The 26,146-nt window shown below is 63.1% G+C and carries 22 protein-coding genes and 1 riboswitch; of the genes, 14 read left to right on the top strand and 8 right to left on the bottom strand.

Features of this window, described 5'->3' with window-relative positions; translation table 11 throughout:
* Nucleotides 1–54 precede the first annotated feature (54 nt).
* The 3 genes from GIB19_RS04295 (at nt 55) to GIB19_RS04285 (ending at nt 3,460) form a co-directional block, all read left to right on the top strand.
* Nucleotides 55–1,761 carry an amidase gene (locus tag GIB19_RS04295; RefSeq protein WP_274883783.1) on the top strand — a complete coding sequence of 569 codons (1,707 nt, stop codon included), beginning with the start codon at nt 55–57 and terminating at the stop codon, nt 1,759–1,761.
* A gap of 73 nt (nt 1,762–1,834) precedes the next feature.
* Nucleotides 1,835–2,527, top strand: a complete 693-nt coding sequence (locus GIB19_RS04290) for a helix-turn-helix transcriptional regulator (protein WP_274883782.1) — start codon at nt 1,835–1,837, stop codon at nt 2,525–2,527.
* A 15-nt stretch (nt 2,528–2,542) separates the two neighbouring features.
* Complete coding sequence (locus GIB19_RS04285; RefSeq protein WP_099429498.1) at nt 2,543–3,460, top strand: pyridoxal-phosphate dependent enzyme; 918 nt, start codon at nt 2,543–2,545, stop codon at nt 3,458–3,460.
* A gap of 95 nt (nt 3,461–3,555) precedes the next feature.
* On the opposite strand, the gene GIB19_RS04280 is transcribed toward GIB19_RS04285, so the two are convergent.
* Nucleotides 3,556–4,014: a metallophosphoesterase family protein gene (locus GIB19_RS04280; protein ID WP_265969595.1), complete on the bottom strand. Its 459-nt coding sequence runs from the start codon at nt 4,012–4,014 to the stop codon at nt 3,556–3,558.
* Nucleotides 4,015–4,215: 201 nt separating this feature from the next.
* Between GIB19_RS04280 and GIB19_RS04275 the strand changes: the two genes are divergently transcribed.
* The 4 genes from GIB19_RS04275 to GIB19_RS04260 all read left to right on the top strand — a co-directional run bounded on the left by GIB19_RS04275 (nt 4,216) and on the right by GIB19_RS04260 (nt 9,356).
* Nucleotides 4,216–5,313, top strand: a complete 1,098-nt coding sequence (locus GIB19_RS04275) for a carboxynorspermidine decarboxylase (protein ID WP_027594834.1) — start codon at nt 4,216–4,218, stop codon at nt 5,311–5,313.
* 31 nt (nt 5,314–5,344) lie between these two features.
* Nucleotides 5,345–6,589: a saccharopine dehydrogenase family protein gene (locus tag GIB19_RS04270; RefSeq protein ID WP_027594833.1), complete on the top strand. Its 1,245-nt coding sequence runs from the start codon at nt 5,345–5,347 to the stop codon at nt 6,587–6,589.
* Between the two features lie 145 nt (nt 6,590–6,734).
* Entirely contained in the window at nt 6,735–7,115 is a 381-nt protein-coding gene (locus GIB19_RS04265) for a RidA family protein (protein WP_265969594.1), read from the top strand.
* 240 nt (nt 7,116–7,355) lie between these two features.
* Nucleotides 7,356–9,356 (top strand): peptidase U32 family protein, encoded by a 2,001-nt coding sequence (locus tag GIB19_RS04260; protein WP_027594831.1) that lies wholly within the window; start codon nt 7,356–7,358, stop codon nt 9,354–9,356.
* A gap of 263 nt (nt 9,357–9,619) precedes the next feature.
* On the opposite strand, the gene GIB19_RS04255 is transcribed toward GIB19_RS04260, so the two are convergent.
* The gene (locus GIB19_RS04255) at nt 9,620–10,942 is read right to left on the bottom strand and encodes a sigma-54 dependent transcriptional regulator (RefSeq protein ID WP_027594830.1); all 1,323 of its coding nucleotides are present in this window, start codon (nt 10,940–10,942) and stop codon (nt 9,620–9,622) included.
* A 342-nt stretch (nt 10,943–11,284) separates the two neighbouring features.
* Between GIB19_RS04255 and GIB19_RS04250 the strand changes: the two genes are divergently transcribed.
* A complete protein-coding gene (locus GIB19_RS04250) occupies nt 11,285–11,551 on the top strand; it encodes a hypothetical protein (RefSeq protein WP_013972506.1) in 267 nt (88 codons plus the stop codon).
* A gap of 129 nt (nt 11,552–11,680) precedes the next feature.
* On the opposite strand, the gene GIB19_RS04245 is transcribed toward GIB19_RS04250, so the two are convergent.
* From GIB19_RS04245 to cobW, 4 genes are read right to left on the bottom strand one after another with little or no spacing between them, the layout of a single operon-like run.
* On the bottom strand, nt 11,681–12,295 hold the full coding sequence (locus GIB19_RS04245; protein ID WP_274883762.1) for a vWA domain-containing protein: 615 nt from the start codon (nt 12,293–12,295) through the stop codon (nt 11,681–11,683).
* Between the two features lie 53 nt (nt 12,296–12,348).
* Nucleotides 12,349–13,359 (bottom strand): ATP-binding protein, encoded by a 1,011-nt coding sequence (locus GIB19_RS04240; RefSeq protein ID WP_186676546.1) that lies wholly within the window; start codon nt 13,357–13,359, stop codon nt 12,349–12,351.
* Nucleotide 13,360: 1 nt separating this feature from the next.
* Nucleotides 13,361–17,122: a cobaltochelatase subunit CobN gene (cobN, locus tag GIB19_RS04235; protein WP_274883758.1), complete on the bottom strand. Its 3,762-nt coding sequence runs from the start codon at nt 17,120–17,122 to the stop codon at nt 13,361–13,363.
* 3 nt (nt 17,123–17,125) lie between these two features.
* Complete coding sequence (gene cobW / locus GIB19_RS04230) at nt 17,126–18,193, bottom strand: cobalamin biosynthesis protein CobW (protein WP_099429505.1); 1,068 nt, start codon at nt 18,191–18,193, stop codon at nt 17,126–17,128.
* 100 nt (nt 18,194–18,293) lie between these two features.
* Nucleotides 18,294–18,507, bottom strand: a riboswitch (cobalamin riboswitch).
* Nucleotides 18,508–18,618: 111 nt separating this feature from the next.
* Here cobW and GIB19_RS04225 point away from each other — a divergent pair.
* The 5 genes from GIB19_RS04225 to GIB19_RS04205 all read left to right on the top strand — a co-directional run bounded on the left by GIB19_RS04225 (nt 18,619) and on the right by GIB19_RS04205 (nt 22,955).
* The gene (locus GIB19_RS04225) at nt 18,619–18,996 is read left to right on the top strand and encodes a glyoxalase superfamily protein (RefSeq protein ID WP_027594825.1); all 378 of its coding nucleotides are present in this window, start codon (nt 18,619–18,621) and stop codon (nt 18,994–18,996) included.
* Nucleotides 18,993–19,352 carry a hypothetical protein gene (locus GIB19_RS04220; protein WP_274883753.1) on the top strand — a complete coding sequence of 120 codons (360 nt, stop codon included), beginning with the start codon at nt 18,993–18,995 and terminating at the stop codon, nt 19,350–19,352. Before GIB19_RS04225 ends, GIB19_RS04220 begins: the two co-directional genes overlap by 4 nt.
* Before the next feature lie 375 nt (nt 19,353–19,727).
* Nucleotides 19,728–20,747: a branched-chain amino acid aminotransferase gene (locus GIB19_RS04215; protein WP_274883752.1), complete on the top strand. Its 1,020-nt coding sequence runs from the start codon at nt 19,728–19,730 to the stop codon at nt 20,745–20,747.
* Nucleotides 20,748–20,905: 158 nt separating this feature from the next.
* Entirely contained in the window at nt 20,906–21,586 is a 681-nt protein-coding gene (locus GIB19_RS04210) for a response regulator transcription factor (RefSeq protein WP_027594822.1), read from the top strand.
* Nucleotides 21,564–22,955 (top strand): sensor histidine kinase, encoded by a 1,392-nt coding sequence (locus tag GIB19_RS04205; protein ID WP_265968147.1) that lies wholly within the window; start codon nt 21,564–21,566, stop codon nt 22,953–22,955. Before GIB19_RS04210 ends, GIB19_RS04205 begins: the two co-directional genes overlap by 23 nt.
* Here GIB19_RS04205 and GIB19_RS04200 read toward each other — a convergent pair.
* The gene (locus tag GIB19_RS04200) at nt 22,868–23,713 is read right to left on the bottom strand and encodes an AraC family transcriptional regulator (protein ID WP_265968146.1); all 846 of its coding nucleotides are present in this window, start codon (nt 23,711–23,713) and stop codon (nt 22,868–22,870) included. The genes GIB19_RS04205 and GIB19_RS04200 overlap by 88 nt on opposite strands.
* Before the next feature lie 113 nt (nt 23,714–23,826).
* Between GIB19_RS04200 and GIB19_RS04195 the strand changes: the two genes are divergently transcribed.
* Nucleotides 23,827–24,714 carry an EamA family transporter gene (locus tag GIB19_RS04195; RefSeq protein ID WP_274883749.1) on the top strand — a complete coding sequence of 296 codons (888 nt, stop codon included), beginning with the start codon at nt 23,827–23,829 and terminating at the stop codon, nt 24,712–24,714.
* 40 nt (nt 24,715–24,754) lie between these two features.
* Here the strand turns inward: GIB19_RS04195 and cysS are convergent, their stop codons facing one another.
* A complete protein-coding gene (gene cysS / locus GIB19_RS04190) occupies nt 24,755–26,137 on the bottom strand; it encodes a cysteine--tRNA ligase (protein ID WP_085273481.1) in 1,383 nt (460 codons plus the stop codon).
* Nucleotides 26,138–26,146: the final 9 nt, after the last annotated feature.

Here is a 26,146-nt window from a genome sequence, read left to right as displayed (position 1 = left end):
CTTCTTGTACACTCCTCGCACTAGCCCCCACCTGCAAAACTTTTTGGTGAACGCATGATCGAGGTAACCGAGGTTTCCATTGCCGAGCTGCGCGACGCACTCGAGTCGGGCCGCACGACGGCGGTCGAGCTGGTCAAGGCCTACCAGGCGCGCATCGACGCCTACGATGGCGCCGACACCGCTACCGCACTGAACGCCGTGGTGGTACGCAACCCCGACGCACTGAAGGAGGCTGAAGCCTCCGACGCCCGCCGCGCCAAGGGCCAGCCCCTGAGCCCGCTGGACGGCATCCCCTACACAGCCAAGGACAGCTACCTGGTCAAGGGCCTGACTGCGGCTTCTGGCAGCCCGGCCTTCAAAGACCTGGTCGCCCAGCGCGACGCCTTCACCATCGAGCGCCTACGCGCCGCCGGTGCCGTGTGCCTGGGCAAGACCAACATGCCGCCCATGGCCAACGGTGGCATGCAGCGGGGCGTCTATGGCCGTGCCGAAAGCCCGTACAACGCCGCCTACCTGACTGCGCCCTTCGCCTCTGGCTCGTCCAACGGTGCCGGCACCGCGACGGCCGCCAGCTTCAGTGCCTTTGGCCTGGCCGAGGAAACCTGGTCCAGTGGCCGTGGCCCTGCATCGAACAACGGCCTGTGCGCCTACACCCCTTCGCGTGGGGTGATCTCGGTGCGTGGCAACTGGCCGCTGACCCCGACCATGGACGTGGTGGTACCTTATGCCCGCACCATGGCCGACCTGCTGGAAATCCTCGACGTGGTGGTTGCCGACGACGCCGACACACGCGGTGACCTGTGGCGCTTGCAGCCGTGGGTAACTATCCCGGCCGCCTCTTCGGTGCGCCCAGCGTCGTACCTGGACCTGGCTGTGGATGCCAGCGCGCTCAAGGGCAAACGCTTTGGCGTGCCGCGCATGTACATCAATGCCGACCCAGAAGCTGGCACCTCCGAGAAACCGGGTATCGGTGGCCCAACCGGCCAGCGCATCAACACCCGCGCCAGCGTCATCGACCTGTGGCAACAAGCGCGCCAGGCGTTGGAAGCTGCAGGTGCCGAAGTGCTCGAAGTGGACTTCCCGCTGGTCTCCAACTGCGAAGGCGACCGCCCTGGCGCCCCGACCGTGTACAACCGCGGCATCGTCAGCAAGGCATTCCTCCATGACGAACTGTGGGAGCTGTCGGGCTGGGCCTTTGACGACTTCCTGCGGGCCAACGACGACCCCAAGCTCAACCGCCTGGCCGATGTCGATGGGCCGAAGATCTTCCCGCACGACCCCGGCACCCTGCCCAACCGTGAGGACGACCTGGCCGCAGGCATGGACGAATACGTCAACATGGCCAAACGCGGCCTGAAGACATGGGACCAGATCGAAACGCTGCCCGACGGGCTGCGCGGCCTGGAGAAAACCCGCAAGCTGGACCTGGAAGACTGGATGGACACCCTGGGCCTGGACGCGGTGCTGTTCCCCACCGTGGCCGACGTAGGGCCAGCGGATGCTGACGTCAACCCGGCTTCGGCCGACATTGCCTGGAGCAACGGCATTTGGGTGGCCAACGGCAACCTTGCGATCCGCCACCTGGGCGTACCGACCGTCACCGTGCCCATGGGTGTAATGGCTGACATCGGCATGCCGGTAGGGCTGACCTTCGCCGGCCGCGCCTATACCGACAACCACCTGTTGAGCTTCGCAGCGGCCTTCGAGGCCACTGGCTCGCGCCGCATGATTCCACCGCGTACGCCAGCACTGGGCAAGTAAACGCGCCCGTCACATCGCCATTTTCAACGTATTGTGTAAAAATGCACAAACCGTTGAATTTGGCGATGCATTCATGCCGCTCTCTCCCCCTGAAGAACGTCAGCTCACCCTCACCGTTCTCAAGGCCGCTATCCAGGCTTTGGGCAGCGTTGCCGCGCGCAACATGGAAATCCTCCTGCACGACCTCGACCACCCGGAACACTCCGTGGTGGCGATCGTCAACGGCCACCTCTCCGGCCGTGTCGTCGGCAGCCCAATCCTCGCCGCGCCGGAACAGGACCTAGGCTTCAAGGCCTTGATGCGGGCCACCATGGAACAGCGCGGCTGTGCGCCTGTGGTCTTGCCGGATTACCCGACCACGCTCAAGGGCCGCACCCTGCGCAGCGCCACGGCCATTTTCCGCGACAGCACCGGCCACCCGTTCGCCAGCCTGTGCATCAATACCGACGTTACGGGGCTGGACGCTGCGATGAATTTTCTGCAGCAGTTGCAGCCCCTGAGCGACTCGCCAGCGGTCAGCGAACCCGCCGACATGGCGCTGTTGATGAGCGAAATCATCCAGGGCGCGCTGCAACGCAGCGGCCAAGGCCGGATGACCAAGCAGGCCAAGGTCGACGCCGTGCGGGTGATGCAGGAGCGCGGCTTGTTCATCGTCAAGGGCGGCGTGGAAAAGGCTGCCAGCGCCCTTGGGGTGACACGCTACACCGTTTACAACTACCTGGAGCAGTTGCGTGGCGAACAGCCGGCAGCGGCTCGTGAAGACTGAAGCTTGGAGCTAACGATGACTTTGCATATACAGACGCCGCTGATTGAATCCCGCCCGCTTTCGCTGGCGTCAGGCTGTACCGTCTGGCTCAAGCTCGAGGCAGTGCAGCCTTGTGGCTCGTTCAAGCTGCGTGGCGTGGGCCATGCCTGCGAAGTCCACCATGCCAGGGGCGCGCGCCATTTTGTGTCGTCGTCCGGGGGCAATGCCGGGCTGGCGGTGGCGTATGCCGGCCGCAAACTGGGGGTGCCGGTGACCGTGGTGGTACCCGAGACCACCACCGAGCGCGCCAAGCAACTGCTGCGCCTTGAAGGCGCCAAGGTGGTGGTGCATGGCAGCTCCTGGCAGGAGGCCAACGAGCTGGCCCAGACCCTGCTCGGCAGCGGCGACGCGTTCATTCACCCCTTCGACGACCCACTGCTGTGGGCCGGACATGCCAGCCTGATCGACGAAGTTGCCGCCACCGGGCTTAAACCTGATGCGGTGGTGCTGTCGGTCGGCGGAGGCGGATTGCTCAGTGGCGTAGTCGAAGGGCTGAAACGCAATGGCTGGGATGATGTACCTGTGCTGGCGGTGGAAACTACCGGTGCCGCCTCGCTGCACGCAGCGGTGCAGGCTGGCCACCCGGTTGAACTTGAGCGCCTCGCCTCGGTGGCCACCTCCCTGGGTGCGAAGCGCGTTGCTGATCAGGCATTGGAATGCGCGCGTAACCATCCGCTGCACAACCATCTGGTCAGCGACCGTGCCGCACTGGAAGCCTGCGAGCGCTTCTTGCTCGATCATCGGGTATTGGTGGAGCCCGCGTGTGGGGCTGCATTGGCAGTAGCTTACGAAGCCGAGAAATTGGCCGAGTACAACAATGTGCTGATAGTGGTTTGCGGGGGCGCCACGGCGACACTGGCGCAGATTCAGGATTGGTTGAAGCAGGTCGATTGAGGTTGCCTGTTCCGGCCCTTTCGCGGGCAAGCCCGCTCCCACAGGAATAACTTTGCCCTGTAGGAGCGGGCTTGCCCGCGAAGCGGCCGGGGCAGTCAATCGAGCAAGGGAATGATGTTGGCGACTAACGCTTCTCCCTCTATTTCAATCACCGCCACCGTCACGGGCAATTTGAACCGTCGCGGCCCGGCGCTTCCGGGATTCAGGTACAGCAGCCCGTCCCGCCAGTCGATCAGCGGCTTGTGCGAATGCCCAGTGATCACCACCCGCACAGCCTCATCGAGCTTGGCCGGCACATCGGCGATGTCATGCACCAGGAGTGCCTGCCAGCCCCCCATGTCGAAGCGCAGTTGATCGGGTAAGTCCGCCGCCCATGGCCATTTCAGGTCATTGTTGCCGCGCACTACCCGCACCGGCGCCAGGGCCTCCAGCACCTCCAGTACGTCCGGTTTGCCGATATCGCCGGCATGCACGATCAGCGCACAACCGACCAGCGCATCCACCGCCTCTGGGCGCAATAAACCGTGGGTGTCGGCGATCACGCCAATTTTCATGCTTGCGTTCCTGGTCCAATGGAGTGGAGAGAAAAACGCCCGTGAGATCAGGATAGTCACACAGGCCTGTTCTAATGAGCCTCACGCACCTGGGAAAATTCCAGCGAGCCTGACGAAAAGCGCATCTCGCCCTTTCGATCTGTAGCGAGTGAAGGCACAATGCGTGTCCTTTTTTTGGCCGGCCTTGCCGGGGGCCTTTAAATGATCAAGACGCCGTACTACCTCATCGATAAAACCAAGCTGCTGGGCAACATGGAGAAGATCGCGTATGTGCGCGAGAAGTCCGGTGCCAAGGCGCTGCTCGCCCTCAAATGTTTCGCGACCTGGTCGGTGTTCGACCTGATGCAGCAATACATGGACGGCACCACCTCTTCGTCGCTGTTCGAGCTCAAGCTCGGCCGCCAGAAATTCGCAGGCGAAACCCACGCCTACAGCGTTGCCTGGGCCGACGACGAAGTCGAGGAAATGCTCGAGAACTGCGACAAGATCATCTTCAACTCGATCGGCCAGCTGCAACGCTTCGCCGAACAGTCCGAAGGCAAGGTTCGCGGCCTGCGCGTCAACCCGCAAGTCAGCAGCTCCGACTACCTGCTCGCCGACCCGGCACGCCCGTTCAGCCGCCTCGGTGAGTGGGACCCGGAGAAGATCGAGAAGGTCATCGAGCAGATCTCCGGCTTCATGTTCCACAACAACTGTGAGAACGGTGACTTCAGCCTGTTCGACAAGATGCTCACGCACATCGAAGAGCGCTTCGGCCACCTGCTGCACAAGGTCGAGTGGGTCAGCCTCGGTGGTGGCATCCACTTCACCGGTGAAGACTATGCAGTCGATGCGTTTTGCGCGCGCCTTAAAGCCTTCTCGGAAACCTACGGCGTGCAGGTGTACCTGGAGCCGGGCGAAGCCGCCATCACCAACAGCGCCTCGCTGGAAGTGACCGTGCTCGACACCCTGTACAACGGCAAGCACCTGGCCGTGGTCGACAGCTCGATCGAAGCGCACCTGCTCGACCTGCTGATCTACCGCCTCAACGCCAAGATGGCCCCCAACGATGGCGAGCACACCTACATGGTCTGCGGCAAATCGTGCCTGGCCGGTGACATCTTCGGCGAGTACCAATTCGATCGTCCGTTGGCCATTGGCGACCGCCTGTCGTTCATCGACACGGCCGGCTACACCATGGTCAAGAAAAACTGGTTCAACGGTCTGAAAATGCCATCCATCGTGGTCAAGCAGCTCGACGGCAGTGTCGAGGTGGTGCGCGAGTTCGGTTTCGAAGACTACGTTTCCAGCCTGTCGTAAGACCGGCTTTCAGTAAGGAGCAAGGGATAAATTGAAGAAGAACGTTCTTATCATTGGTGCAGGAGGTGTCGCCAAGGTGGTGGCCCACAAGTGCGCGCAGCATAACGACGAACTCGGTCGTATTGCCATTGCGTCGCGGAACATCTCCAAATGCCAGGCCATCATCGACAGCGTCAAGGCCAAGGGTAGCCTGAAGGTACCCGCCGACATCCAGGCCTTCTCGCTCAATGCCCTCGATGTCGAGGCGACCAAAGCACTGATCCGCGAGACCGAATCGCAGATCGTGATCAACGTGGGCTCTGCCTTCCTCAATATGTCGGTGCTGCGTGCCTGCATCGATACCGGTGTCGCCTACCTGGACACCGCGATTCACGAAGAACCGGGCAAAATCTGCGAGACGCCGCCCTGGTACGGCAACTACGAGTGGAAACACCTCGAAGAGTGCCAAGAAAAGAACATTACCGCCATTCTCGGCGTCGGTTTCGACCCGGGTGTGGTGAACAGCTACGCAAAACTTGCGCAGCAGCAATACTTCGACAGCATTGATTCGATCGACATCCTCGACGTCAATGCCGGTTCGCATGGCAAGTACTTCGCCACCAACTTCGACCCGGAAATCAACTTCCGCGAGTTCACCGGGCAAGTGTGGAGCTGGCAGAACAGCCAGTGGACCAGCAACACCATGTTCGAGGTCAAGCGTACCGACGACCTGCCCGTAGTAGGTTCGCAAAACCTGTACCTGACCGGCCACGATGAAGTTCACTCGATTTCGAAGAACCTCAACGTGCCGAACGTGCGCTTCTGGATGAGCTTCGGCGAGCACTACATCAATGTGTTCACCGTGCTGAAAAACCTCGGCCTGCTCTCCGAGCAACCGGTCAAGACCGCCGAAGGCCTGGAAGTGGTGCCGTTGAAAGTGGTCAAGGCCGTGCTGCCAGACCCAGCCTCCCTGGCCCCGGGCTACACCGGCAAGACCTGCATCGGTGACCTGGTCAAGGGCACCAAGGACGGCCAGCCGCGCGAAGTGTTCATCTACAACGTGGCGGATCACGAAGAAGCCTTCGCCGAGACTGACAGCCAAGGTATTTCCTACACCGCCGGTGTACCGCCAGTGGCTGCCGCCCTGCTGGTCGCCCGTGGCGAGTGGGATGCCAAGCGCATGGTCAACGTCGAAGAACTGCCAGCCGAGCCGTTCCTCAAGGCGCTGGACGTGATGGGCCTGCCGACCCGCGTCAAAGATGAGAAAGGCGATCGTCCTTGGGACGCTGAAGCCTAAGCAACACAAAACAGGGCGCCTATCAGGCGCCCTGTTTTTTTGGGGATGTGCCGGTGGTACCTGCGGCAGCGCCCGAACGACTCGACCCCTGCCGCCTGCTCGCGTACGCTTGCCGCTTTCCTTCCGTAGCAAGGCAAACGCGCCCATGGCAAACACAGACATCATCTACACCCCCGATCCGGACGCCGATTCCATTTCATCCGACGTCGCCGAATACAACGGTGTGTTGGTCTCCACCCAGATCCCCACCCGCGCCGATGGCAGCCTCGAGCTGGGCGACATCGTTGCGCAGAGCGAATGCACCCTGCAGGCGCTGAAAGTAGCCCTGGAAAAAGCCGGCAGCAGCATGGACCGCGTGCTGCACCTGACCATCTACCTCACCGACATGGCTGAACGTGCAGCGTTCAACGAGGTGTACCAGCGCTTCTTCAGCAAGCCATGGCCCGTGCGCGCCGCCGTTGGCGTGGCCTCGCTGGCGGTCGAAGGCATGCGCGTGGAAGTCACCGCGATGGCTGCCAAACGCTAATCCCGCCAGCTCACGCATGCCCTATTGTAGGAGCGGCCTTGCGTCGCGAAAGGGCTGCGAAGCGGCCCCAAATTCGGTGCAGTCACAAAGACAGCTGGGGCCGCTCCGCGACCCTTTCGCGACGCAAGGCCGCTCCTACATCTCCAGGTCGCGCCGCCTCTGGGCAGCGTAGGGATGCCACCAGCCCGTTTCACCGCTACAATGCCCGCCTAAACCGTGACCGCCCGAAACTATAACGACATGTCCCTTCCAAAGAATCACCTGGAACTGCTCAGCCCTGCCCGTGACGTGGCCATCGCTCGCGAAGCGATCCTGCACGGCGCTGATGCCATCTATATCGGCGGCCCGAGCTTCGGCGCGCGCCATAACGCCTGCAACGAAGTCAGCGAAATCGCCGAACTGGTCGAGTTCGCCCGTCGCTACCATGCACGCGTGTTCACCACCATCAACACCATCCTCCACGACAACGAGCTGGAGCCGGCGCGCAAGCTGATCCATCAGCTCTACGACGCGGGCGTCGACGCCTTGATCGTGCAGGACCTGGGGGTGATGGAACTGGACATCCCACCGATCGAGCTGCACGCCAGCACCCAGACCGACATCCGTACCCTGGAGCGCGCCAAGTTCCTCGATCAGGCGGGCTTCTCGCAGCTGGTACTGGCCCGTGAGCTGAACCTGCAGCAGATCCGCGCCATTGCTGCCGAAACCGACGCCGCCATCGAGTTCTTCATCCACGGCGCGCTGTGCGTAGCGTTCTCCGGCCAGTGCAACATCTCCCACGCCCAGACCGGGCGCAGCGCCAACCGTGGCGACTGCTCGCAAGCCTGCCGCCTGCCCTACACCCTGAAGGATGACCAGGGCCGCGTGGTGGCCTTCGAGAAGCACCTGTTGTCGATGAAGGACAACAACCAGACCGCCAACCTGCGCGACCTGGTCGACGCTGGCGTGCGCTCGTTCAAGATCGAGGGCCGCTACAAGGACATGGGCTATGTGAAGAACATCACGGCCCACTACCGCAAAGAGCTCGACGCCATCCTCGAAGACCGCCCGGACCTGGCCCGCGCGTCAAGCGGCCGCACCGAGCACTTCTTCGTCCCCGACCCGGACAAGACCTTCCACCGCGGCAGCACCGACTACTTCGTCAGCGACCGCAAGATCGACATCGGCGCGTTCGACTCGCCAACGTTCACCGGCTTGCCGGTGGGCGTAGTGGAAAAGGTCAACAAACGCGACATGCTGGTCACCACTGACGTGCCGCTGACCAACGGCGACGGCCTGAACGTGCTGGTCAAGCGCGAGGTGGTGGGGTTCCGCGCCAACATTGCCGAACCCCGTGGCGAGTTCGAGGAAGACGGCCAGAAGCGCTATCGCTACCGCGTCGAACCCAACGAAATGCCTGACGGCCTGTACAAACTGCGGCCAAATCACCCGCTGTCACGCAACCTCGACCACAACTGGCAACAGGCCTTGCAGCGCACGTCGGCCGAACGCCGAGTGGGTGTGGAATGGCACGCGGTGCTGCGCGAGCAGCGGCTGATGCTCACCGTCAGCAGCGAGGAAGGCGTCAGCGTGCAAGTGGCCCTGGACGGCCCGTTCGGCGCGGCCAACAAGCCGCAACAGGCGCTGGACCAACTGCACGACCTGTTGGGCCAACTGGGTACCACCCAGTACCACGCCAACGCCATCGAACTGGATGCCCCGCAGGCGTATTTCATCCCTAACTCGCAGCTCAAAGCCCTGCGCCGTGAAGCCATCGAGGCGCTGACCGCTGCTCGGGTCAAGGCGCATCCGCGCGGCGGCCGTAAAGCTGAAACCACGCCGCCTCCGGTGTACCCGGAGTCGCACCTGTCGTTCCTGGCCAACGTTTACAACCAGAAGGCGCGCGATTTCTACCACCGTCACGGCGTGCAGCTGATCGACGCGGCCTACGAGGCCCATGAAGAGCACGGCGAAGTGCCGGTGATGATCACCAAGCACTGCCTGCGCTTCTCGTTCAACCTGTGCCCCAAGCAGGCCAAGGGCGTGACCGGCGTGCGCACCAAGGTGGCGCCGATGCAGCTGATTCAGGGCGACGAAGTGTTGACCCTGAAATTCGACTGCAAACCGTGTGAAATGCATGTGGTCGGCAAGATGAAAAGCCACATCATCGACCTGCCGACCCCCGGCAGCGCGGTGGCCCAGGTGGTTGGCCATATCAGCCCGGAAGACCTGCTCAAGACCATCCCGCGCGCACCGCATTGATCGCGCCCTTGTAGGAGCAGCCTTGTGCTGCGAAGAGGCCGGCGGCAGCATCCAAGATCTTAAGTGCTGCCACCGCCCTCCCTTGTAGGAGCAGCCTTGTGCTGCGAAGAGGCCGGCAGCAGCATCCGAGATCTTAAGTGCTGCCACCGCCCTCCCTTGTAGGAGCAGCCTTGTGCTGCGAAGAGGCCGGCAGCAGCATCCGAGATCTTAAGTGCTGCCACCGGCCTCTTCGCAGCTCAAGGCTGCTCCTACACAGGCAGGCGTCAACGAATCTGGTGCTTGTGCAGCAGCCGATAGAACGTCGGCCGCGAAATACCGAGTACTTTCGCAGCGATGCTCAAGTTGTCGCTGTGCCGGTTAAGCACATCACACAAAGCCTGGCGCTCTGCCCGGTGCTTGTACTCCTCCAGCGTACCCAGCGGCTGCTGCTCTTGCTCGATCTGCAAGCCCAGGTCCTGCGCCTCGATCTGCCGCCCCTCGGCCAATACCAGCCCGCGCCGCACTCGGTTGGCCAGCTCACGCACATTGCCCGGCCAGTCATGCCGGCCCATGGCCGCCAACGCATGGTCACTGAACGAGCGCGGCCTGCGCCCGGTCTCCAGGCTGTAGAAATGGGCAAAATGGCTGGCCAGCATCGACAGGTCACCATGCCTGTCTCGCAGTGGCGCCGTCACCACCTGCAACACATTCAGCCGGTAATACAGGTCCTCGCGAAAGCGGCCCTGTTCGATGGCTTTTTCAAGGTCCACGTGGGTGGCCGCCAACACCCGCACATCCACGGGGATAGGCTGGCTGCCACCGACCCGTTCAATGTGTTTTTCCTGCAGAAACCGCAGCAGGTTGGCTTGCAGTTCCAACGGCAAGTCACCCACCTCGTCCAGGAACAAGGTACCGCCATGCGCCGCCTCTATTCGCCCGGCCTTGCGCTGATGCGCACCGGTAAAGGCACCCTTCTCGTGCCCAAATAGCTCGGACTGGATCAGGTGCTCGGGTATCGCCCCGCAGTTGATCGCGATGAACGGCTGATCGTGCCGCTGCGACTGCCGATGCAGGGTGCGCGCCACCAGCTCCTTGCCTGTGCCACTCTCGCCACGGATCAAAACCGGCGACTCGGTGGGCGCCAGTTTCCCCAACAGTTTGCGCAACTCGCGGATCGGCCGGCTCTCACCCAGCAACTCGTGAACCGAGTCATCCACCCGCACCGCACCCTTGCCACGCAGCCGCGCCATGCCGAAGGCACGCCCGAGGGTAACCTGAACGCGGGAAACGTCGAACGGCAAGGTATGGAAGTCGAAAAACCACTCGCAGACGAAATCACCGACGTTCTGCATGCGCAGTTGCTCGGCGCTGAGCACGGCGATCCACTCGGTATTGCTGCGCTTGATCATGTCCTTGACCGCGTCGGGATGGCGCAGGTGCGACGCTTGCAGCCGCAGCAGGCCAACATCGCAGGCGTGGTCCAGGGCAGCGCCGAGCATACAACTGTCCACATCCCAGCCGGCACTGCGCAGGCCTGGCAATAAACGGTGGCAGTCGTCGCAGGGGTCGACGATGAGCAAACGGCGTTGGGAAGCGGGTTGCTGCATGACCGTTCCTTGGCGCCAGAGTTTGGTTTTGTGAAGTAAAACAGCAAGTTGTGGCGCCCAATTAACAGTAGCAACGAACTTGACGGTGCCCAGTACCGTCTGTCTGCCGAATCATTTTTTTACAAACCCTGACGGGAATTTTCGCACTTTATCGACATCCCATGGCGGCGCAGGCAAGAACGGATTCAACCTTGAAACAAATTTTTACACCCAATGTGTGACTTGCCCCCGGACAACGAGCATCAGTACACATAACCCCGCGCTGCATATCGCGATGATTGAGGCGAATTTAAAGCAACGCGGACTTCACTTCGATGTTTGGGACCATAGAGAGACCGAACCATGAATGCCCCGCTCCGTGTCAACGAAGCACTGCTGATTGCCGACCACGCCTTCGAACCTTTCCAGTGCGTAGCCTGGGATGCGCCCAATGGTACTGGTGAATTGAGCCTGGCAGTGATCGACCGGACCAGCACCCGCATCGGCAGCAAGCAAGTGTCCTCGCGCATTTATTCCGACCCTGCGCAATGGGCCAGCCTGATCGAGGAAGTGCGCGCCGAGCTGTGCGAAAAAGGTTATGACCTGCAACCGTGGTCGATGCCGAAGTAATTGCGATTGCCCCTCCAAGTGCGTGCCCTGCCACGCACTTGTGCAACTTCTCAGTTGCTGCCGCTGCAACTTTTCTTATTGCGACACCTTATTGCGACATTGTGTCGCAGTATCACGCCGCACTGTTATTCAATCCACGACCTTGAAGTGTTCCAGGTGCTGATAATCGGCCTGCAGTTGCACAGCCAATTGTTGCGCACGGCCAAGACGAACGGGCGCCAGCTCCATGTCGACCAGTAGCGTGGCACAGCCCATCGGTTGCACGTTATCCGAGTGCTGCAGCCGACCGTCGGTAAATACCAGGCAGCGCACAGCTTCATGAGGGTGGGCCTGCTGCCGCGCCTGCAGCCACTGCCGCGCTTGCTCCAACGCGGCGATCAACGGTGTACCGCCCCCTGCCCCCAGTGCTTGCAACCAGGGCTGCAAGGCCGCCGAGGCCTTGAGGCCGTGTCGCTGCCACTGCGGCGTCTGCCCGCTCGCTGTCAGCAGGGCCAACCGCGCCCGCTGACGGTATGCCTGGTCGAACAACGCTGCCAGCAAACCTTTGGTCTGCGCCAGCGCCTGGTGGCGGCGGGTTGAGGCCGAGGCGTCGACGATCACCAGCCACAGTTCGCCAGGCTGAGCCCTGCGCTGTTGCCAGCAGAGGTCTTCACGCAGCCGTGGCCGCCCCTTGAGCAAAGTCGGCAGCCAGGCTACTCGGCCCGAAGTGGTGCTGTGTACACGGCCACGGCTGGCACCTTTCAACTGCCCTGCACGTGGCCTGGCATCCGTCCCTTGGGCTTTTCGCTGGCGGATGCTCAGGGCTTTTTTGCCCAGTTCGGCACCTCACGACGCGCACCACTGGTCACTGGCTGTGGTGGCAGCGCGCCCCAGTCACCCTGCCCGCCTTGGCTGCCCTGGCTGCTTGCGCTCTGCTGGCCCGTCTCAGGCGGTGTCGAAGGCGGCGGCTGCTGGGGCGATACACGGCGACGATGGCGCAAAGCGAACTCGGCCACCGCCTCGACATCGGCTTCATCAATGGCCTCGCCGCCGCGCCAGGCACAGTGCGCGCGTGCTGCGCGCAGCCAGACCAGGTCCGCCCGCAGGCCATCGACCCCGGCGGCGTAGCAGCGCTCGGTGATCCAGGCCAGGGCCTGGTCGTCCAGGGCAATCTGGGCGAGGTCGTGGCGCGCCTGCTGGCAGCGCTCGCGCAGTTGCGCCTGGGCAGTTGCCCATTGCGCGCAGAAGGCCTGGGGGTCGCTGTCGAACGCCAGGCGGCGGCGGATGATCTGCTGGCGCGCCTGGGGCTCCGGCAAGCCTTCGAGGGCCACATTCAAGCCAAAACGGTCAAGCAGCTGCGGTCGCAACTCGCCCTCTTCCGGGTTCATGGTGCCAATCAGCACAAAACGCGCGCTGTGCCGGTGCGAGATGCCATCACGTTCGATGCGGTTGGTGCCGCTGGCGGCTACGTCGAGCAACAGGTCGACGAGGGTATCGGGCAACAGGTTGACCTCGTCCACGTACAGCACGCCGCCATCGGCCTGGGCCAGCACACCGGGTGAAAACTGGGCCTTGCCCTGCCCCAACGCAGCGTCCAGGTCGAGGGTGCCGACCAGGCGCTCTTCACTGGCGCCCAATGGCAGCGTGACGAACGGCCCCTCGCCGAGCAGGTCGGCGAGGCCACGGGCCAAGGTACTCTTGGCCATGCCGCGCGGGCCTTCAATCAGCACGCCACCGATCTTCGGGTCGATGGCGGTCAGGCACAGGGCCAGTTTCAGCGCGTCGGCACCGACCACGGCGGCGAGCGGAAATTGTACGGGTTCACTCATTTCAAGCCTGTTCCTCGCCGTCAAGCAGTTGCGCCTCAAGGGCTTCGCGGTAATCGCCGGGCGCCTCCCACAGGCCGCGTTGCTGGGCCTCCAGCAGGCGTTCGGTGAGGTCGCGCAGCGCCTCGGGGTTGTGCTCGCGCATGAAATCGCGGGTCGCCGGGTCGAGCACGTAGGCATCGGCCAGCGACTGATAATGATGGTCGTCGATCAGGTGCGTGGTGGCATCGAAGGCGAACAGGTTGTCGACCGTTGCTGCCATTTCGAAGGCACCCTTATAGCCATGGCGCTTTACCCCGTCGATCCACTTGGGGTTGAGCGCACGGGCACGAATGACCCGGTTGAGCTCCTCCTTGAGGGTACGGATGCGCGGCCGATCGACCTGGCTGTGGTCGCCGTGGTAGCTGGCCACCGACACGCCAGACAAAGTTTCCGAGGCGGCCAGCATGCCACCCTGGAACTGGTAGTAGTCGTTGGAATCGAGCAGGTCATGCTCGTGGTTATCCTGGTTCTGCAGGACCGCCTGGACCTGCCCCAGGCGGCGGGCGAACTGCTCACGGGCCGGGGTGCCTTCATCACTGCCACCATAGGCGTAGCCGCCATGGTTGAGGTAGACCTCAGCCAAGTCGTCACGGCTGTGCCACAAGCGGCCGTCGATCGCATTCTGCACCCCGGCACCGTAGGCACCGGGCTTGGCCCCGAATACCCGCCAGCCCGCCTGGCGCGCCGCTTGCTCGGCTTCCACGCCCTGCGCCTGCAGTGCCTCACGCTCGCTGCGCACGCGCGCTGCCAGCGGGTTGAGGTCATCAGGCTCATCCAGCGCCGCCACCGCCTGAACTGCAGCATCGAACAGGCGGATCAAGTTGCCGAACGCGTCGCGGAAGAACCCAGACACCCGCAAGGTTACGTCCACCCGCGGGCGGTCGAGCAGGCTCAGCGGCAAGATTTCGAAATCGTCGACCCGCTGGCTACCGGTGGCCCACACCGGGCGTACCCCCATCAGGGCCATGGCCTGGGCGATATCGTCGCCGCCGGTGCGCATGGTCGCGGTGCCCCATACCGACAGGCCCAACTGGCGCAGGTGGTCGCCGTGGTCCTGCAAATGGCGCTCGAGAATCAGGCTCGCTGAGGCAAAACCCAGGCGCCAGGCCGTGGTGGTAGGCAGGTTGCGTACATCCACGGTATAGAAGTTGCGCCCGGTCGGCAGTACATCCAGGCGACCGCGGCTTGGCGCGCCACTCGGGCCGGCCGGCACGAAACGGCCGGCCAAGGCCGCCAGCAGGCCGTTGACCTCGGCCGCACCACAAGCATCCAGGCTCGGCGCCACCGCGTCACACAATGCCTGCACCACATCACGTACCGGTTGCCATTCGCTCAGGGCCGGCAGTACCAGCGTGCCGCCAAGCGCCTGCTCTATCACCTGCAAGGCCAGCAGCTCTAGGCGCTCGCGGGTATCGCCACAGGTGCGCCATGGCGCTTCGCTGATCGCCTGCAAAGGCCAAGGCTGCAGCCCCTGCCACGGCTGCCCAAGGTCGCAATCGAGCGGGTCGAAGCCCGGTACCAGCGCCTTGGCCAGTGCTCGCAACAGGCTGGCATTGCCTCCCCGGCCGTCACCGCGCTCCACACGCAGCAAGGCCAACAGGGTGTCCAAACGCAGCCGGCCCTCGGGCGACTGGCCAAACACGTGCAAGCCATCGCGAATCTGCGATTCCTTGAGGTCACACAGGTAGGTGTCCAGACGCGGCAGCCACACAGCGGCATCGTCCAGCTGCCCTTCCAGTTGCAGCTCCCGGTCGATGTGGTTGGCCTTGACCAGCTCAAGAATGTCGCGTTGCAGCTCGCGGGCACGCCGCGGGTCGAGCAGCTGCGCCTCGTAGAATTCGTCCGCCAGTTGTTCCAGGTGACGCAGCGGGCCATAGGTTTCGGCGCGGGTCAGCGGCGGCATCAGGTGGTCGATGATCACCGCCTGGGTTCGGCGCTTGGCCTGGGCGCCTTCACCTGGGTCGTTGACGATGAACGGGTAGATGTTCGGCAGCGGGCCCAGCAGCGCGTCTGGCCAGCATTGCGCAGACAACCCTACCCCCTTGCCAGGCAGCCACTCCAGGTTGCCGTGCTTGCCGACGTGGATTACCGCGTCGGCGGCAAAGGCATGGCGCAGCCAGAAGTGAAACGCCAGGTACGCGTGTGGCGGCACCAGGTCAGGGTCGTGATACACCGCGCTCTGATCGACCTGATAGCCCCGCGCCGGCTGGATGCCGACGAAGGTCAGGCCGTAGCGCAAGCCCGCAACCATCAAGCGGCCACTGCGGTACATCGGGTCTTGCTCCGGCGGCCCCCAACGCTCTAGCACTGCCTGGCGGTTGGCTTCAGGCAGGCGGGAAAACGCAGCCTGGTAGTCATCCAGGCTCAGGCTCTGCGCGCACGGGCGTTGGTCCAGGTGATCGAGGTCATTGGTCACGCCGCCCAGCAACTGCTGGATCAACTGCGTGCCAGTGCCTGGCAGGCCCGCCAACGGATACCCTTCGGCCTGCAGTGCCTTGAGGATATTCAAGGCCGCTGCCGGCGTATCCAGCCCTACCCCGTTGCCGATCCGGCCGTCACGGGTCGGGTAGTTGGCCAGCACCAGCGCTACGCGCTTCTGGCCATTGGCTAACCGGGCCAGCTCTACCCAGCGCCGAGCGAGCTCGGCGACAAAATCCATGCGCTCGGGGTGGGCGCGGTAACAAACTACGTCGGACTGGCTGCGCTCACTGCGCCAGGCCATGTCCTTGAAACTGACCGGGCGGGTGATGATCCGCCCGTCCAGCTCCGGCAAAACGATGTGCATGGCCAGGTCACGCGCGCCCAGGCCCTGCTCGCTGGCTTCCCATGCGGGTTGGTTGTCCTGCGCGCAAATGGCCTGCAACACCGGGATGTCGCGGCGGAACGGGCGCAGGTTGGGGCGTTCGGGGCTGGACAAGGCAAACCCCGTGGTGTTGATCAAGACCTCGGCGCCGACTTCGTCCAGCCAGGCTTCGACCTGTTCGAAGCAGGCGCTTTCCTTGAGGCTGGCCACGGCAATCGGCAAGGGGTTGAGCCTCGCCGCCAGCAAACGCTCGCAAAAGACGTCGATGAACGCGGTGTTGGCCGCTTGCAGGTGTGACCGGTAGAACAGCAACGGTGCCACCGGATGCTCCGGGTGCCACTGCGCGTACCAGTCCTCAAGCAGTGCACTGCCTTTGGCCGGGTGATACACCGAGGTGCGTGGCAGTGGCTGCGGCTCGTCCCAGCCATAGTCACGGCCCAGCCATTGGTTGGCCAGGCAGTTGAACAGGTTGAGGGCGTTGGCCTTGCCACCCTGGCGCAGGTAGTGCCAGAGGCGTTCGGCCTGATCGCCGGTCACGGTGCCCAGGCCGGTCAGCTCAGGGTCCGGGCGGTCATCGCCCGGCACCAGGATCAACTGCACGCCGCGGGCCGCCAGGGCGACCAGTTGCTGGACGCCATAGCGCCAGTAGCCTACGCCCCCGTGCAGCGACACCAAAATGACCTTGGCATGGCGCAGCACCTCGTCGACATACAGGTCGACCGAGGCGTGGTTCTGCACCTGCATCGGGTTGGCAAGGCGCAGGCTGGGGTAGTCCTCGGGCAATTGCTCGGCGGTGTCGGCGAGCAATGCCAGGTGTGAATCGCCGCTGCAGAGGATCACCAGTTCGGCGGGTGTCTGGCCGAGGTCGGCAATGCTGTCATCCGGCACGAAGCCGCCGGGCTGGGTCCGCAGCAGGTGCATGGGTCAGGCGCCCAAGGCCTGGCGCAAACGCGCTTCGAGCTGCACGGCATCCAGGTCCTGACCGATCAGCACCAGGCGTGTGATACGCGGTTCGTCGGCACGCCAGGCGCGGTCGAAGTGCTTGTCGAAGCGGGTACCCACGCCTTGCACCAGCAGGCGCATCGGCTTGCCCGGGATGGCGGCGAAGCCTTTGGCGCGCAGGATGCCGAACTCGACCACCAACTGGGTCAGGGCATCGAGCAACAGGCTTTCGTCGGCTTCTGGCAGGTCGATGGAGATCGAATCGAAGGCGTCGTGGTCATGATCGTCGTGATCATCGCCATCGTGGTGCGAATCGTGGTGGGTACGGCGGCCATCGATGTGCACCTCGGACTCGGCGCCCACGCCCAGCAGTACGTCCAGTGGCAGACGGCCACTGCTGGCCTCGATCACCTTGACCGCGGGCGGCAGCTCTTCGGCCACCTCGGCGCGGACCTTGGCCAGGCCTTCCGCGTCGATCAGGTCGGCCTTGTTCAGCACCACCAGGTCGGCACTGGCCAACTGGTCAGCGAACAGTTCGTGCAGCGGCGACTCGTGGTCCAGGTTCGGGTCCAGCTTGCGCTGTGCGTCCACCTGGTCTGGGTAGGCGGCAAAGGTGCCGGCCGCCACAGCCGGGCTGTCGACCACGGTAATGACCGCATCGACGGTGCAGGCGTTACGGATTTCTGGCCACTGGAAGGCCTGTACCAACGGCTTTGGCAGCGCCAGGCCACTGGTTTCGATGAGGATGTGGTCAAGGTCGCCACGGCGTGCGACCAACTCGCGCATGACTGGGAAGAACTCTTCCTGCACGGTGCAGCACAGGCAGCCATTGGCCAGCTCGTACACGCGGCCGCTGGCCTCTTCTTCGGTGCAACCGATGCTGCACTGTTTTAGGATCTCGCCATCGATGCCCAGTTCGCCAAATTCATTGACGATCACCGCAATACGGCGGCCTTGGGCGTTGTCGAGCATGTGGCGAAGCAAGGTGGTCTTGCCCGAACCGAGGAAGCCGGTAACGATGGTGACGGGGAGTTTGGCCAGTGTTTTCATGTCGCGATGCCCTTGGCAAGATGGCGCGGGCATGCAGGACGAAAGCCACGGGCCAGGTCGGCCGGGCTTGTTCGCCACCGGATCACCCCGCCCGGTTGAAAGTCGAAATCGCCTCGAGGCAGGTCTCCTGGCTCGCACCGTACCTGCCATGCTTTGAATAGCAGGGCTGGAGGGCGCGACGCCTTCCCGCGCGGTTACGCAGTGGCTGTGTCGACCCGTTGTCGGTGCTTACAGTTGCGGGGGCAGCCGCGGCTTGTACCGCGTTCCCGTCTTAGCTTCGGCCTGGCCGAAGAACCTCGAAGTGGCAAGGCTACGCAGTGGCTGGCAGGTGGTCAACCATTGCCGTCGGCCATTGCGCGACAGACACACAGGCATTGGCGCATCTGCGCTACAGTTGCACCTTTATCAACGGCCAAGGACGCCCTATGCCGCTCGCCCCCGCCATCCCGGTACTGCGTATTTTCTCGGTCGAAAAAGCCAAAGAGTTCTACCTCGACTTCCTCGGCTTCAGCCTGGACTGGGAACACCGCTTCAGCCCTGACCTGCCCCTGTACGCGCAAATCCACCGCGACGGGTTGATCCTGCACCTAAGCGAACACCACGGCGATGCCACCCCGGGTTCGACCGTGTTCGCCCGCCTCGACGACCTGCGCGCCCTCGAGCGCGAACTGCAGGCCAAACGCTACGGCTACGCCCGGCCCGAAGCCGAACGCCTGGACTGGGGCCTGCAGATGCAGGTCCATGACCCGTTTGGCAACCGCCTGCGCTTCTGCCAGCAAATCGATGATGAGGCCGCGCAATGAAGGCCATGGGCAAGCGCGAAATGGCCCGTGTGGAGCGTGAGCTGGTGGCTTGCCTGACGGACGCCTGCGAAACGGCCAAGGCAGAGATTGTCGGGTTCACCTGGCTTACCCATCACCTTGACCCCGACAGTTTTCCTGCCAGCCTGCGCATTACCTGGGTATTCGAGCGCGAGGCAGACAAGGCTGCAGCGCTGGCTGGGGTGGCCAAAGCGCGGATGCTGGCGTTGACCTGTCAGGCGCTTGATGAAGTGGGGATACGGCTGGATCACCCGGCCTGGCATGTGCGGTTTGACAGTGAAGAGGCTTGTAGTCGGAGCCACGGCGGGGATTGGGGTAAGCGGTTGCGGGGGCGCTGAGATAGAAGTAGTGGCCCGGGTGTATGGCGGAAGGTCTTCGGCGCTCTCGAGATCGAGCCCCGCCTGCGCGGGGCTTCGCAGCACAAGGCTGCTCCTACAGTCTGTTTCGGGCCAGTATCGAGGCGGGCGTCAATGCCTCAGGAATAATTGGCCCGAAACTGACTGTAGGAGCAGCCTTGTGCTGCGAAGCGCCGCGCGGGCGGCGCTCGGCCTCATAGCCGCCGCAAAACCCCAGACATACGCCCTCCCCCTACCCAATCGCACGCTGTTTCGTGACTGGCCGTTCCCGATCCGCGACGGATGTATTATCGTGGCGTGGTGCGCATATAACAGCAGCCCGAGCGATCGGGCATCTGCAAGACAATCGAGGGTGTCATGAGTAACGAGAGCATTAACTGGGACAAGCTGGGTTTCGACTACATCAAGACCGATAAACGCTACCTGTCCGTATGGCGCAATGGCGAGTGGGACAAGGGCACCCTGACCGACGACAACGTACTGCACATCAGTGAAGGCTCCACTGCCCTGCACTACGGCCAACAGTGCTTCGAGGGCCTGAAGGCCTACCGTTGCAAGGACGGCTCGATCAACCTGTTCCGCCCGGACCAGAACGCCGCACGCATGCAGCGCAGCTGCGCCCGCCTGCTGATGCCACACGTGCCGACCGATGTGTTCATCGAGGCGTGCAAGCAAGTGGTCAAGGCCAACGAGCGTTTCGTGCCGCCCCATGGCAAAGGCGCCCTGTACCTGCGCCCGTTCGTGATCGGCACCGGTGACAACATCGGCGTGCGCACCGCCCCCGAGTTCATCTTCTCGGTCTTCGCTATCCCGGTTGGCTCGTACTTCAAAGGCGGCATGAAGCCGCACAACTTCCAGATCTCCAGCTTCGACCGTGCCGCCCCACAAGGTACCGGCGCGGCCAAGGTCGGTGGCAACTATGCCGCCAGCCTGCAGCCGGGCGCTGAAGCCAAGAAAAACAACTTCGCCGACGCCATCTACCTCGATCCGCTGACTCACACCAAGATCGAGGAAGTCGGTTCGGCCAACTTCTTCGGCATCACCGCCAACAACGAGTTCGTCACTCCGAAATCGGCCTCCGTGCTGCCAGGCATCACCCGCCTGTCGCTGATGGAACTGGCGTCCTCGCGCCTGGGCCTGAAAGTGATCGAAGGCGATGTAGAGATCAACCACCTCGACCGTTTCATCGAAGCAGGCGCTTGCGGTACCGCTGCGGTAATCACCCCGATCGGTGGCATCGAGTACAACGGCAAGCTGCACGTCTTCCATGATCTGGAAAAAGTCGGCCCGGTAACCCAGAAGCTCTACAACGAGCTGACCGGCATCCAGAGCGGTGACGTCGAAGCACCAGCAGGCTGGATCGTCAAGGTCGCCTGAGGCGCTTTGCAAGCCTGACAAAGGGGCATGCCAGATGATGGCATGCCCTTTTTTTTGGCTGCTGGGTCGGGCCCGAACCGCCAGATGAATTTTTCTTAAATCGCCGTTTGTCTATTCTTTGGCACAATCAAGCCTCTATTCGCCGCCCAGGAACCAGCATGCCACGCGTACTGACCATCGAAGACGACGCCGTCACCGGCCAGGAAATCGTCGCCGAACTCTCCAGCCACGGCCTGGACGTGGATTGGGCCGACAATGGCCGGGAAGGCCTGGCCAAGGCGATTGCCGGTGGCTACGACCTGATTACCCTGGACCGTATGCTGCCCGAAGTCGATGGCTTGACCATCGTCACGACCTTGCGCAACCTGAAAATCGCCACGCCGATCCTGATGATCAGCGCCCTGTCCGACGTTGACGAACGCGTGCGTGGCCTGCGTGCTGGGGGGGATGACTACTTGACCAAGCCGTTCGCCTCGGACGAAATGGCCGCCCGTGTCGAGGTGCTGCTGCGCCGCAACAGCGTGCCGATGACCCAGACCCGCCTGCAAGTCGCCGACCTGCAACTGGACCTGATCAGCCACGAAGCACGCCGCGGCGAGCACACCCTCAACCTGCTGCCGACCGAGTACAAACTGCTCGAATACCTGATGCGCCACAGCGGCCAGGTGATCACGCGGATGATGATCTTCGAGGAAGTCTGGGGCTATCACTTCGACCCGGGCACCAATCTCATCGACGTCCACATCGGCCGCTTGCGCAAGAAGATCGACTCGCCCGGCCAATCGCCGTTGATCCGTACGGTACGGGGCTCCGGCTATGCCATTGCTGAACCCGTCTAAGGGCTGGAGCTCGTCAACCAGCCGCTTGCTGGCACTGTACAGCTTTCTGTTCGTGGCCTGGAGCAGCATCCTGATGGGGGTGCTGTACTTCGAGGTCTCCAGCTACCTGAACAAACTGACCCGCCATTCCATGCTGCAGCGCCAGCACCTGTTCGCACACATGAGCGGCAAGCAACTGGACGACGCCTTGATTGCCAGCCAGGCCTTCGAGGAACGCAGCTTCGATGCCTACGGCCTGTTCGATGCCCAGCTCAACCCGCTTGGCGGCCGCCTGCGCACGCTGCCTTCGGAGCTAGGCTTGGACGGCAAGGTGCATGAGCTCAAACGCTGCCTGGACGCCGATGACCCGCACATGCCACGCGACAGCTGCGACGCCGTGGCCATCAAAGTGCAGGATGGCCGCTGGCTGGTGCTGGTACGGGACAATGGCTCGTTGTTCGTGGTCACGCGGATCATCCTGCATGCCCTGCTCTGGGGTATTTCCCTGACCTTGATCCCCGGGTTTGCCGGCTGGTACCTGCTGCGCCGCAGGCCGCTCAAGCGCATTCGCGCGATTCAGGCCCAGGCCGAGTTGATAGTCGCCGGCGACCTCACCCACCGGCTGCCGCTGTCAGCCCGTCGCGACGAGCTGGACATGCTTGCCGCCATCGTCAATGCCATGCTCGACCGCATCGAGCGGTTGATGCACGAGGTCAAGGGGGTGTGCGACAACATTGCCCACGACCTGCGCACGCCGCTGACCCGCCTGCGCGCGCAGCTGTACCGAATCCGCCAGCAGAGTGCCGCAGATTCGGCGCAAGCCGAGGCGCTTGACCAGGCGATTGGCGAAACCGATACCTTGATGGCGCGCTTTCGCGGCTTGTTACGCATCAGTGAACTGGAGGACCGTCAGCGGCGTGCAGGTTTTGTACAACTCGACCCGCATGGTCTGCTGGTAGAGCTGCACGACTTCTACCTGCCGCTGGCGGAAGATGGCGGTATTCGCCTGGAGCTTGAGCAGCCCGCGCAGCTACCGGCGCTGCACGGCGACCGCGAACTGCTGTTCGAGGCATTGGCCAATCTGGTGGGCAACGCTATCAAGTTCACCCCAGAGGGTGGCCGCGTGCGCGTGTTGGGGACGCAGGACGACCAAGGCCTGCACATCGCCATTGAGGACAGCGGCCCGGGGATTCCTGAAGAGGAACGTACGGCGGTACTCAAGCGGTTTTATCGCAGCGAGGAAGGTCACCGCCACCCAGGCTTCGGGCTGGGCCTGTCGATCGTTGCTGCGATCGTCGACCTTCATGGGTTTGGGCTGGAGGTAGGCGCCAGCGAACTGGGCGGCGCCAAACTGGTACTGCATTGCCCATTGACGGGGGCATCGAAGTAACGGCTGGGCGCCTCGCCCAGCAAGCGCTTGAACACGGTCGCAAAGGCGCTCGGGCTGCTGTAGCCAAGCGCCAGCGCGACGCGGGTGACTGGCTCCCCTTTGCCAAGCCGAACCACGGCGTCCAGCAAGCATGCCTGCTGGCGCCATTCAATGAAGCTGATCCCGGTGTACACGCGAAACTGGCGCGTGAACGTGCGCCGGCTCATGCAGGCCCAGTCCGCCATGCCATCGATGCCTGTTTGCAGCGAAGGCGCCGCCAGAAACGCTCTGCATGCCCGCGCAAGGCGCGGCTCCTCGGGGATCGGCGCATTCAGCGACAGCGCCGGCATGTCGGCAATCTCATGCAGCAGCAAGCCCATCAAGCAGGCATCACGCCCCTGCAGGGGGTACTGCGCAGGCACTTCGATCGCCTTTTCAAGCAGCTGCTGCACCAAAGGGGAAACCGCAAACACCTGGCAATGCCCAGGCAACCCCACCCGCTCGGCGGCCTGCGGGCAAATATAGGCATTGAGCATGGTTACCGGGCCGCGCATCTGCATGGCATGGGCCACTTCTGCAGGCACCCAGATGGCCCGTAAGGGCGGCACGGCCCAATTACCTGATTCGGTTGCAACCGTGATCACGCCGCAAGCGGCAAAGGCAAACTGGCCTCGACCATGGCGATGCATCGGGAACAGTTCGCCATCCGCAAAGGCCTTTCTCGTCACCACCACATCACAAGGCGTGTCGTCGTACAGCGTATCTTCAACGTAGGTCATGGCCTGATTTTAATTGGATTCGACCTTGAATTGAAAGCGGGCCAAACCGTTACCGCGGCATAGTGACTGAAGCGTCAAGGCGCACTGCCGCGACCTCAGAAGATTGCCAAACCATGCACAGAAAACACCTGACCCTTGCCGTCCTGGTCACAGCCCTATGGGGCCTTAACTTCCCGATCACCAAACTGGGCTTGGCCCACGTCGACCCACTGCTGCTCACCGGCTTACGCTTCGCGCTGTGCGCATTGCCGTGGGTGTTTTTCGTCAAGCGCCCCAAGGTTGCCGTCCGCTGGTTAGGTGCCTATGGCCTGATCTTCGGCGTAGCCATGTGGGCACTGATCAATCTCGGCATCGCCATGGGTGTGCCACCAGGCAGCGCGTCGCTACTGATTCAGTTCAGTGCATTCTTTACCCTGGCGTGGGGCTGCTTGCTGTTTCGCGAGCCCCTGACCGGCCCGCAACTGGTCGGCATCGGGCTGGCAGCGACCGGCTTGGTTGGCATCCTCGCAGCAAGCCCGGGCAAAACCACGACAACAGGGTTGCTGCTGGTCTTGATCAGTGCCCTGGCCTGGAGCATCGGCAACGTCATCATCAAGCTGTCAAAGGTGAAGGAAATCTTTGCCTTCGTGGTATGGGCCAGCCTATTTGCGCCAATACCCTTGCTGTCGCTCACGTGGTGGCTGCATGGCGCAACCCCGTTCGTGGCACTGGCAGCGCAGACGAATGCCATCGTGGTCTTTTCCCTGGTCTTCCAGGTGTATGCCGCGACGCACTTCTGCTATTGGGGATGGAATTACCTGTTGCGCGAATACCCGGTGTCCACGGTAGCGCCGCTGTCGCTGCTGATTCCGGTATTCGGCATCGTCAGCTCAGCCTTGATCGTGGATGAGGTGCCTAGCGGTTGGGAGTGGTTGTGTATTGCCCTGATCTTGTCAGCGCTGGCGGTCGGCATGAAAAAAGGGCGAGCGGTGCTGGGGAGAAAACCGCTGCCTGTTGTTTAGTGTCGCGAAAGGGCTGCGTGGCAGCCCCTCGCGCCACTGATCAGTCAGCCAAGCGCCAGGTAGTCCCGCCCTTGCCGTCTTCCAGCACCACGCCCATGGCGGTCAGCTGGTCACGAACACGGTCGGATTCCGCCCAGTTCTTGTCTGCACGCGCCTGCAAGCGCGCCTGGATCAACGCTTCCACTTCAGCCGCATCGACCTTGCCTTCTGCGCCTGCACGCAGGAAGTCGTCGGCCTCCAGCTGCAGCACACCCAGCACATCACCCAGCTCACGCAGGCGGCCAGCAAGGCCCGCTGCCGCGTCGAGATCGCTGTCGCGCAGGCGATTGATCTCGCGCACTAGGTCAAACAGCACGGCGCAGGCTTCGGGGGTGCCGAAGTCGTCGTTCATCGCCATGCTGAAGCGCTCGACAAACGCCTCGCCACCCTTGGCCGCCACCCGTGGTAAGCCGCGCAGGGCGTGGTAGAAGCGCTCCAACGCGCCTTTTGCATCGCGCAGGCTGTCTTCGGAGTAGTTGATGGCACTGCGGTAATGGCTGGCCACCAGCAGGTAGCGCACTACCTCCGGGTGATACTTCTCGAGCACGTCACGGATGGTGAAGAAGTTGTTCAACGACTTGGACATCTTCTCGCCGTTGATACGGATCATGCCGCAGTGCATCCAGGCATTGGCGTACTGCTTGCCGGTGGCCGCTTCGCTCTGGGCGATCTCGTTCTCGTGGTGCGGAAACTCCAGGTCGCTACCGCCACCGTGAATGTCGAAGCTCTCGCCCAGGCAGCAGGTGGACATCACCGAGCACTCGATGTGCCAGCCCGGACGGCCCGGGCCCCACGGCGACTCCCAGCTCGGCTCGCCCGGCTTGACGCCCTTCCACAGCACGAAGTCCAGCGGGTCTTGCTTGGCCTCGTCGACCTCGATCCGGGCACCGATGCGCAGGTCTTCGATCTTCTTGCGCGACAGCTTGCCGTAACCGACGAACTTGCCTACCCGGTAGTACACGTCGCCGTTACCGGGCGCGTAGGCGTAGCCCTTGTCGATCAGCGTCTGGATCATGGCGTGCATGCCCGCGATGTGATCGGTGGCACGTGGTTCCTGGTCCGGCGGCAGGATGTTGAGGCGGCGCTCGTCTTCGTGCATCGCGTCGATCATGCGGGCGGTCAGCGCGTCGAAGGTCTCGCCGTTCTCGTTGGCCCGGTTGATGATCTTGTCGTCGATGTCGGTGATGTTGCGCACATAGGTCAGCTCGTAGCCGCTCTTGCGCAGCCAACGGGTGACCAGGTCGAAGGCCACCATGCTGCGGCCGTGGCCAAGGTGGCAGTAGTCGTACACGGTCATGCCGCACACGTACATGCGCACCTTGTTGCCATCCAGCGGCTTGAAGGCTTCCTTGGTTTTGCTCAGCGTGTTGTAGATGTTAAGCACGACGGTTCC

The organism is Pseudomonas sp. ITEM 17296, assembly GCF_028895205.1.
Classification (GTDB): domain Bacteria; phylum Pseudomonadota; class Gammaproteobacteria; order Pseudomonadales; family Pseudomonadaceae; genus Aquipseudomonas; species Aquipseudomonas kermanshahensis.
This window is presented reverse-complemented; position numbering and strand designations above follow the sequence as displayed.

Coding starts and splice junctions, on each gene's coding strand:
- GIB19_RS04285 (WP_099429498.1), top strand. CDS start 2,543: ATGACTTTGCATATACAGACGCCGCTGATTGAATCCCGCCCGCTTTCG.
- GIB19_RS04220 (WP_274883753.1), top strand. CDS start 18,993: ATGAAGGCCATGGGCAAGCGCGAAATGGCCCGTGTGGAGCGTGAGCTG.
- GIB19_RS04265 (WP_265969594.1), top strand. CDS start 6,735: ATGGCAAACACAGACATCATCTACACCCCCGATCCGGACGCCGATTCC.
- GIB19_RS04225 (WP_027594825.1), top strand. CDS start 18,619: ATGCCGCTCGCCCCCGCCATCCCGGTACTGCGTATTTTCTCGGTCGAA.
- GIB19_RS04215 (WP_274883752.1), top strand. CDS start 19,728: ATGAGTAACGAGAGCATTAACTGGGACAAGCTGGGTTTCGACTACATC.
- GIB19_RS04205 (WP_265968147.1), top strand. CDS start 21,564: ATGCCATTGCTGAACCCGTCTAAGGGCTGGAGCTCGTCAACCAGCCGC.
- GIB19_RS04260 (WP_027594831.1), top strand. CDS start 7,356: ATGTCCCTTCCAAAGAATCACCTGGAACTGCTCAGCCCTGCCCGTGAC.
- GIB19_RS04275 (WP_027594834.1), top strand. CDS start 4,216: ATGATCAAGACGCCGTACTACCTCATCGATAAAACCAAGCTGCTGGGC.
- GIB19_RS04290 (WP_274883782.1), top strand. CDS start 1,835: ATGCCGCTCTCTCCCCCTGAAGAACGTCAGCTCACCCTCACCGTTCTC.
- GIB19_RS04295 (WP_274883783.1), top strand. CDS start 55: ATGATCGAGGTAACCGAGGTTTCCATTGCCGAGCTGCGCGACGCACTC.
- GIB19_RS04240 (WP_186676546.1), bottom strand. CDS start 13,359: ATGAGTGAACCCGTACAATTTCCGCTCGCCGCCGTGGTCGGTGCCGAC.
- GIB19_RS04200 (WP_265968146.1), bottom strand. CDS start 23,713: ATGACCTACGTTGAAGATACGCTGTACGACGACACGCCTTGTGATGTG.
- cobW (WP_099429505.1), bottom strand. CDS start 18,193: ATGAAAACACTGGCCAAACTCCCCGTCACCATCGTTACCGGCTTCCTC.
- GIB19_RS04280 (WP_265969595.1), bottom strand. CDS start 4,014: ATGAAAATTGGCGTGATCGCCGACACCCACGGTTTATTGCGCCCAGAG.
- GIB19_RS04255 (WP_027594830.1), bottom strand. CDS start 10,942: ATGCAGCAACCCGCTTCCCAACGCCGTTTGCTCATCGTCGACCCCTGC.
- cobN (WP_274883758.1), bottom strand. CDS start 17,122: ATGCACCTGCTGCGGACCCAGCCCGGCGGCTTCGTGCCGGATGACAGC.
- GIB19_RS04195 (WP_274883749.1), top strand. CDS start 23,827: ATGCACAGAAAACACCTGACCCTTGCCGTCCTGGTCACAGCCCTATGG.
- GIB19_RS04250 (WP_013972506.1), top strand. CDS start 11,285: ATGAATGCCCCGCTCCGTGTCAACGAAGCACTGCTGATTGCCGACCAC.
- GIB19_RS04210 (WP_027594822.1), top strand. CDS start 20,906: ATGCCACGCGTACTGACCATCGAAGACGACGCCGTCACCGGCCAGGAA.